This is a genomic window from Mordavella massiliensis, from assembly GCF_016901695.1.
GTDB lineage: Bacteria > Bacillota > Clostridia > Lachnospirales > Lachnospiraceae > Claveliimonas > Claveliimonas massiliensis_A.
Genome location: NZ_JACJKS010000011.1, coordinates 85581 through 92335 on the forward strand (window position 1 = coordinate 85581; position 6755 = coordinate 92335).

The 6755-nt window shown below is 53.1% G+C and carries 6 protein-coding genes; 1 reads left to right on the forward strand and 5 read right to left on the reverse strand.

All coding sequences use genetic code 11. The features are described 5' to 3' along the window. Window positions 1-26 precede the first annotated feature (26 nt). The 5 genes from H6A20_RS09015 to H6A20_RS09035 form a co-directional block, all read right to left on the reverse strand. Entirely contained in the window at window positions 27-1148 is a 1122-nt protein-coding gene (locus H6A20_RS09015) for an ABC transporter ATP-binding protein (RefSeq protein ID WP_204906788.1), read from the reverse strand. Between the two features lie 4 nt (window positions 1149-1152). Continuing rightward, window positions 1153-2310, reverse strand: coding sequence for an ABC transporter ATP-binding protein (locus tag H6A20_RS09020; RefSeq protein ID WP_204906789.1), 1158 nt, complete (start codon window positions 2308-2310; stop codon window positions 1153-1155). 10 nt (window positions 2311-2320) lie between these two features. Then, window positions 2321-3145: a carbohydrate ABC transporter permease gene (locus H6A20_RS09025; RefSeq protein WP_243426188.1), complete on the reverse strand. Its 825-nt coding sequence runs from the start codon at window positions 3143-3145 to the stop codon at window positions 2321-2323. Window positions 3146-3194: 49 nt separating this feature from the next. Next, a complete protein-coding gene (locus H6A20_RS09030) occupies window positions 3195-4130 on the reverse strand; it encodes a carbohydrate ABC transporter permease (RefSeq protein WP_204906791.1) in 936 nt (311 codons plus the stop codon). 163 nt (window positions 4131-4293) lie between these two features. Continuing rightward, a complete protein-coding gene (locus H6A20_RS09035; RefSeq protein WP_204906792.1) occupies window positions 4294-5724 on the reverse strand; it encodes an ABC transporter substrate-binding protein in 1431 nt (476 codons plus the stop codon). A 306-nt stretch (window positions 5725-6030) separates the two neighbouring features. Between H6A20_RS09035 and H6A20_RS09040 the strand changes: the two genes are divergently transcribed. Further along, entirely contained in the window at window positions 6031-6645 is a 615-nt protein-coding gene (locus tag H6A20_RS09040; RefSeq protein WP_204906793.1) for a DUF624 domain-containing protein, read from the forward strand. Window positions 6646-6755: the final 110 nt, after the last annotated feature.

Here is a 6755-nt window from a genome sequence, read left to right on the forward strand (position 1 = left end):
TCCTGCTCTTTATATTTTTTTCCCGCTTACTCGCGGATACGGTTTCCTGTCTCGATATCAAACAGATGCGTCTTCTCTCCGCGCACCTCGAGCTTGATGACGTCTCCCGCTTTATATCTTGTCTCGTCGTCGGTGATCAGCATCAGGAGCGTTTCGCCCACGCGGACGCCGATCCTCCTCTCGTCTCCCAGGTTCTCGAAGGTCGCCACCTTCTCCGGTGTGCCGTGGGAATCGGGCCCGCCGATCAGCACGTCCATGGGACGCACGCCCATCTTGCACCTGAACCCGTTGCTGACTACGTTGTTGTACCGCTCCGGCACCTTGATCTGCAGGTCGCTGCCCTCGAATGTGAAGAGGAAGTGATCCCCGTCGCCGACGATCGTCGTCTCCAGGATGTTCATGGGCGGCTCGCCGATGAAGGAAGCCACGAACTCATTGACCGGATCGTCGTACACTTCAGCCGGCGTTCCGAACTGCTGGAGCACGCCGAAGTTGATGATGGCGATCTTGTCAGCCAGGGACATGGCCTCCAGCTGGTCATGCGTCACATATACGGTTGTACATTTGATATCGTTGATCAGCCGCTTGATCTCCGTGCGCATCGCCTGGCGGGCTTTGCCGTCCAGATGGGACAAAGGCTCGTCCATCAGAAGCAGCTCCGGACGCCGGATGATGGCGCGGGCGATGTTGACGCGCTGCTTCTGGCCGCCGGACAGCTTCACCGGCATTTTGTCCAAAAGGTCGTCGCACTGCATCAGGGGCGCGATCTCGCGGACGCGCTTGTCGATCTCCGCCTTGTCCACGCCCTTCGCCTTCAGGTTGAAAGCGATATTGTCATACACTGTCAGGGGCGGGTACATGGCGTAATCCTCAAACGCGAGGCCGATATGCCTGTCCTTCGGGTGAAGGTTGTTCACCAGCGTGTCCCCTATGTAGATCTCACCTTTTGTGATGGTCTCCAGACCTGCTGTCATGCGCAGCGTCGTCGTCTTGCCGCAGCCGGAAGGTCCGAGCAGCGCGATGAACTCTCCCTGCCCGCATTCAAGGTTGAGATCCTGTACAGCGTAGTCATTCAACTTGGCACCTTTTTTCTTTTTGCCATTGTTATCATAACGCTTGTAAAGATGTTTTATGGTTAAACCTGCCATACTCCTATCCCTCCTGTTCCGCCGCGAGAGCCTTCACTGCCGCTTCGTTGTACCTGCTCACATACTCTTTCGTCTCCAAGTTGAAAAAGATCGCGTGATCCAGCTCGAGCTTCACGTAGATATCCTGATCGATCTTTACGGTCAGGCCGTTGGGAGCGATCATGCGCAGCTGCAGATTGCCGATCTCTGCGACAATAACGGATTTGTTTCCGATACTCTCATAGCTGTACACGGTACACTTCGTGTAGTCGTCCTTCGGCTCAAAAGAGTATTTCACGTTCTGCGGCCGGATGCCGAGCTCGATATCCTCAAGCCCCGCCTCGTCCAGCGCCCGGAACAGATCCTGATCCTCCGGGAGCTGATAGGTCCGCTCTGCCACATCGTTCAGTGTGAAGAAGTAGCCGGATCCCTCTTTTTTCAGCTTGCCGCCGACGATGTTGATCTCCGGGTCGCCCATGAGCTGTGCCACGAACTCATTGCAGGGCATGTAGTAGATCTCGTCGCTCGTGCCGATCTGCACGATCTTTCCCTTGTTCACGATGGCGATCCGGTCGCCCAGGGACATGGCCTCCATAAAGTCGTGGGTCACGTAGATACTGGTGGTACCGAAATTCGCCTGGATGGCTTTCAGCTCGGTACGCATGGAGTTCCGGAGCTTGGCGTCCAGGTGGGCCAGAGGCTCATCCATCAGATACACTCTCGGGGAGCGGACAAGGGCGCGGCCCATGGCGACACGCTGTTTCTGTCCGTTGGAGAGCTGGCTGGGAAGACGCTCCAGAAGATTTTCCATCTTCATCATCTCGGCAACTTCCTGCACCTTGTTCTTGATGTACTCTTCATCCTTCTTGTAGAGCTTGCTCCGCAGGGGAGAAGCCATATTGTCATACACGGTCATCTGCGGGTACAGCGCGTAGTTCTCAAATACCATCGCCGTATCCCGGTGGGCGGCGTCGACCAGGTTCACCACTTCGCCGTCAAACTTTACAACACCCTCCTCCGGGAGCTGTATGCCTGCGATGCAGTTGAGGATCGTCGTCTTGCCCGCGCCTGCAGGCCCGAACAGTACGAAAAATTCCTTGTCCTTTATGTCCAGAGAAATGCCGTCCAGCGCTGTGACCTTCCCAAATCTCTTTGTAACATTTTCCAATTGTATTCTTGCCATATTCTCACTCCTATCCCTTTACTGCACCAAAGCTGAGGCCGCGCACAAGGTGTTTCTGGATACACAGGGCGAATATGATCGCCGGCAGCGCAGAAATCGTAGCGGCAACCGCAAGCTGTCCGTAATGCGCACTGTCCGTTCCAAGGAACTTCGTAATAGCAACAGTGATCGGCTGTACGTTGGTACCGCCCAGCATCAGCGGGAATGTGAAGCAGTTCCATGCAAAGATGAACGCAAGGAGCGCGGCGGATACAAGTCCCGGTTTAATGAGCGGAATCAGGTTCTTAAAGAAGATCTGATACCAGTTGTACCCGTCCACCTGCGCCGCGTACTCGATCTCCACGGAGATATCCTCGAAGTATCCCCGCACAACCCAGATCAGCAGCGGCATGGAGATCAGCTGATACACCCAGATCAGTCCGAAGTAGGAGTCGTAGATCCCCAGCATCTGGTAGATCATGAACAGCGGGAGCACAACCAGGATCTCAGGTGCGAATTTGAACGAGAGTATCTGGAAAGCAATATCTTCCTTTTTCTTAAAGTTATATCTTGCGAGCGCATATGCCGCCGGAACGCCGGCCACCACCGATACGATAACGGCGCCGCCAGCCACGATCAGGCTGTCCAGCATGTACTGCAGGTAATCCGACTCAAGCAGTACCGCCTTGTAGTTTTCCAGCGTCGGGCTGAATACGAATGTCGTCGTGTACATCTCGGCATCCGACTTGATGGACAGGATCAGCATCCAGACCAGCGGGAACAGAGCAAATATCGCATATATGATCAACAGTCCGTTTTGGACGATGCGTCCAAGTCTCTTTGAAGCTGTATTCATGCTTAACATCCTTTCTGTAACATTATTTTACCGGTTTTGTCACCGCACTTTATTCCTCCAGACCGGAAGCCTGCCTCTGGGCCGCGCGCTGTCTCTTTACGATCTGCTTCGCGACGATGTTGATGAATACCCAGAGCACCAGGATATACGGCAGCGCATATCCGAACTTCTGGAACTGGAAACCATTCTGGTATGCTGTCAGCGACAGGTTCATGAGCGTGTCTCCCGGGCCGCCTTTTGTCAGTGCGAAGATGATGGCGTATTCCTGCAGGGCCGCCATGAGACGGAACAGGAGAGCGATGTAAAGGCTGGGCTTGAGCATGGGCAGCGTCAGGTTCCAGAAGTTGAACAGTACGCTTCCGCCGTCGATCTTGGCAGACTCAAACGGGGATTTCGGAAGGGACTGCAGACCTGCCAGCACAAGCAGCATACAGAAGGATGTATTGACCCAGACATCGATCATGACTGCTGTCATCATCGCCGTCGACGGGCTCGCCGCCCACGGGAAATTGTACACGCCGAAGATGTTCAGGAATTTCTCCAGGATACCTACGGAGTTGTTCAGCATCAGCTGCCATACGATCGTCGCCGTAACAGGCGCCACCATAAGCGGGAAGATGAGCGCAACGCGCATGATCTTGGAGAACTTGTTGTTCAGGTTGTTCAGCAGGATCGCGATGCCCATTCCAAGTCCCATCTCGATCACAGTGCTGAAGAACGCGTATCTCAGCGTTACCCACACAGCCTTCCAGAACTCGGAAGATGAGAGGATCTCGATCCAGTTCTTGAGGCCTACAAAACTGTATGTGGGCATTCTGAAAGAATAGTTTGTCAACGAATAATAGATGGCCATTATGAACGGTATCATGATACCGATCGTAATGATCAGCGCAGGGGCCACGATAAAGTAGGGAAGAGCTCTCGTCTTAAACGGCAGCACGTTCAGCTCACTTACCGCAGCGCTGTTCTTTTTCTGCTCTTTCATTCTGGTTCCTCCATTCATGTTTTTCAAAGCAGACATTGCCTACGGGTTAAAATCCGTTCTTTTTAAAAAGAGCCAAGGAGGGTCAGGTAACCCCTCCTTGACTCTAACCCTTTTTAAGAAGATACCGACTTGTATGTCGTTCAGGGCAATGTATGGCTTTTTGTTATTCCGATATCTCCAGATCAGATACGATCTTGTCCAGCTCTCCCTTCAGGGTCTGCATTGCCTCCTCGGTGGACGAGTACTTGTCGCTCGTCACCAGATCCTGCAGTGTCTCGGCCCATGTGGTCGTACACTCGAAGAAGTACGGCTGCGGTGTGAACTGGATGGATGCGTTCTCTGTCAGAGCTGCGATGGACTCCAGATAGTTCTCTGCGGAACCAACGATCTCTTTGTACTCGTCGCTCTCCATTACAGATGTACGCGGGGTATCCGGGCTGGCTCCCTCTGTACCGGACCAGAGCATGTATTCCGGACTTGTGAAGTACTGGATGAAGAACCATGCAGCGTCCTTATTCTTGGAGTCTGCGTTCATAGCCAGTGACCAGATCCAGATGTTTGCCTTCATATCGGCCTCTGTCTTTCCTTCCGGAAGAGGAATCGTGGACCATGCAAGGTTGCCGGACTCCTGAGAAGCGCCCTCGAAGTTCTGGAAGTATCCTGCACTTGTCGCGTCGAAAAGCATAGCGGCTTTTCCTGCGCCAAGGTCAGCACTTGCCTCGTACCATGTGTAGTTTGTCCACTGCGGAGGACCTGCTGCCTTGATCAGGTTTACCCAGTAATCTGTCATGGCGATGGCTTCCTCAGAATCGAGCTTGCATACAAGCTTGCCGTCCTCGATCGCGAAGTCCTGCGCTCCCCATGTGGAGAACAGGGACATGTATCCCGGATGGATGGTAGCCCACTCACGTGTGCCGCGTACGGCGATACCGTAGGAGCCGGATCCTGCGAACTCGTTCAGAGCGGTAGCTGTCTCAAGGAGTTCGTCTGTCGTTGTGGGAACTTCAAGCCCTTTGTCTGCAAATATGTTCTTGTTGTAAGCCAGACAGTTGAGCTCCCAGCCCATCGGCAGCGCCCACTGTGAACCCTCGCCTACTTTGTGTCCGGGAACCGTATCCCATTTCAGTCCGTCTACAACGGCGGGAATGAAATCGTCAAAGTCGTAATCCGGGGACGTCTTTGCAGGGTCGTTGATGTAGTTGTCAAGCGGCTCCATGTATCCGGCGGGAGCGTACTCCCAAACCTGATATGCACCTGTCATGTACACATCCGGCGTACCGGAACGGCTGCTCAGTGACGTGTTCAGCTTGTCAAAGTAGTTTGACTCCGGTGTTGAGGAGTACTCTACAGTGATACCTGTCAGCTCCTCGAACTCGGGGATCTTCTCGATAACTGCCTTGGAGTAGTTATGCTCGTTGAACATAACGTTCAGCGTCGTGCCTTCATAGTTCTTCCAGTCGAAATCTTCGGCACTGCCGGCTTCGTATTCTTCTTCCTCTGATGCGTCGCCGCTTACGGTCCTGCCGCCGCATCCTGCCAGCATGGACGCTACCATGGCTGTACACAGAAGAGCACTGATAAGTCTTTTCTTCATTCTTTCTTGCCTCCCTTTTTCAATAATTTTCCTCTCCGTGCAAAATTTCCGGACTCCCGTTTACCTGCCGTGAGTATTCAGAATATTCCGCACATCACGTTTGAATTTATTGTACTCGTTAACTCTACTTTTGTCAATACGTCTTACATTTGTAATTTTTCACAAAAATATGGCCATCAGATTGCACAAAAATCCTGTTTTTTTGGTTACTTTTTTGTTAATTTTTTAATTAACAGTGAATTCTCTGTCTTGCGCAAATTTTTCGTTTAGTGTATGATAATTTCATCACATATGGGAGGACGAATGATGAAGCTTTTTGATTACGAAGGCGGTTTCATGAAGACCGCGACCATCCTGAGCCGTCTCACCCTGCTGAACCTGCTGTGGCTTGCGTGCTGCATCCCCCTCGTGACGGTGGGGGCCGCCACAGCCGCCCAGCACCACAGCGCGGCGTGCCTGATGAACGGCGACATCCACACCGCCAGGAATTTCAGGGCAGGCTGGAAGCTCTACTGGAAGAAGGGCACGGTCGTCTGGCTCTTTTCCGCTGTGCTCGGCACAGCCTTCGCCATGGCCTGCTACATGCTGAACTACTCGGACATGCCGTCAGGGCGCGTCCTTATGATCATAGCCGGGATCGCGTTCCTGACGCTGGTGCTCGTGCTGATGTGGGTCTATCCTGTCATGGTCAACTTCTCGGGGAAGCTGACGGAGATCACCTTCAACGCGTTCATCTTCGCCTTCATGTACGCGCCCGTCACCCTGATCGCAGCCGTGTTCTACGGGATCGCCGGATTCCTCTTCATCCGCTTCCTCGCAACCCGGCTGCTGGTCATCCTCTTCGGCCCGACCGTCGTCGTGTACTGCACGCTGGTGCTGTTTGAGAAGGTGTTCCAGAAATATAAGAAAAAAGGATCATAGAAAAAGAGGGTGTCGCAAAATCATCAAGTTAGATGATTGAGCGGCGCCCTCGCTCCGTTTATGGAAAAATCAGGAGAAAATCCTTTTGTTTGTGGACATTCTCCTGATTT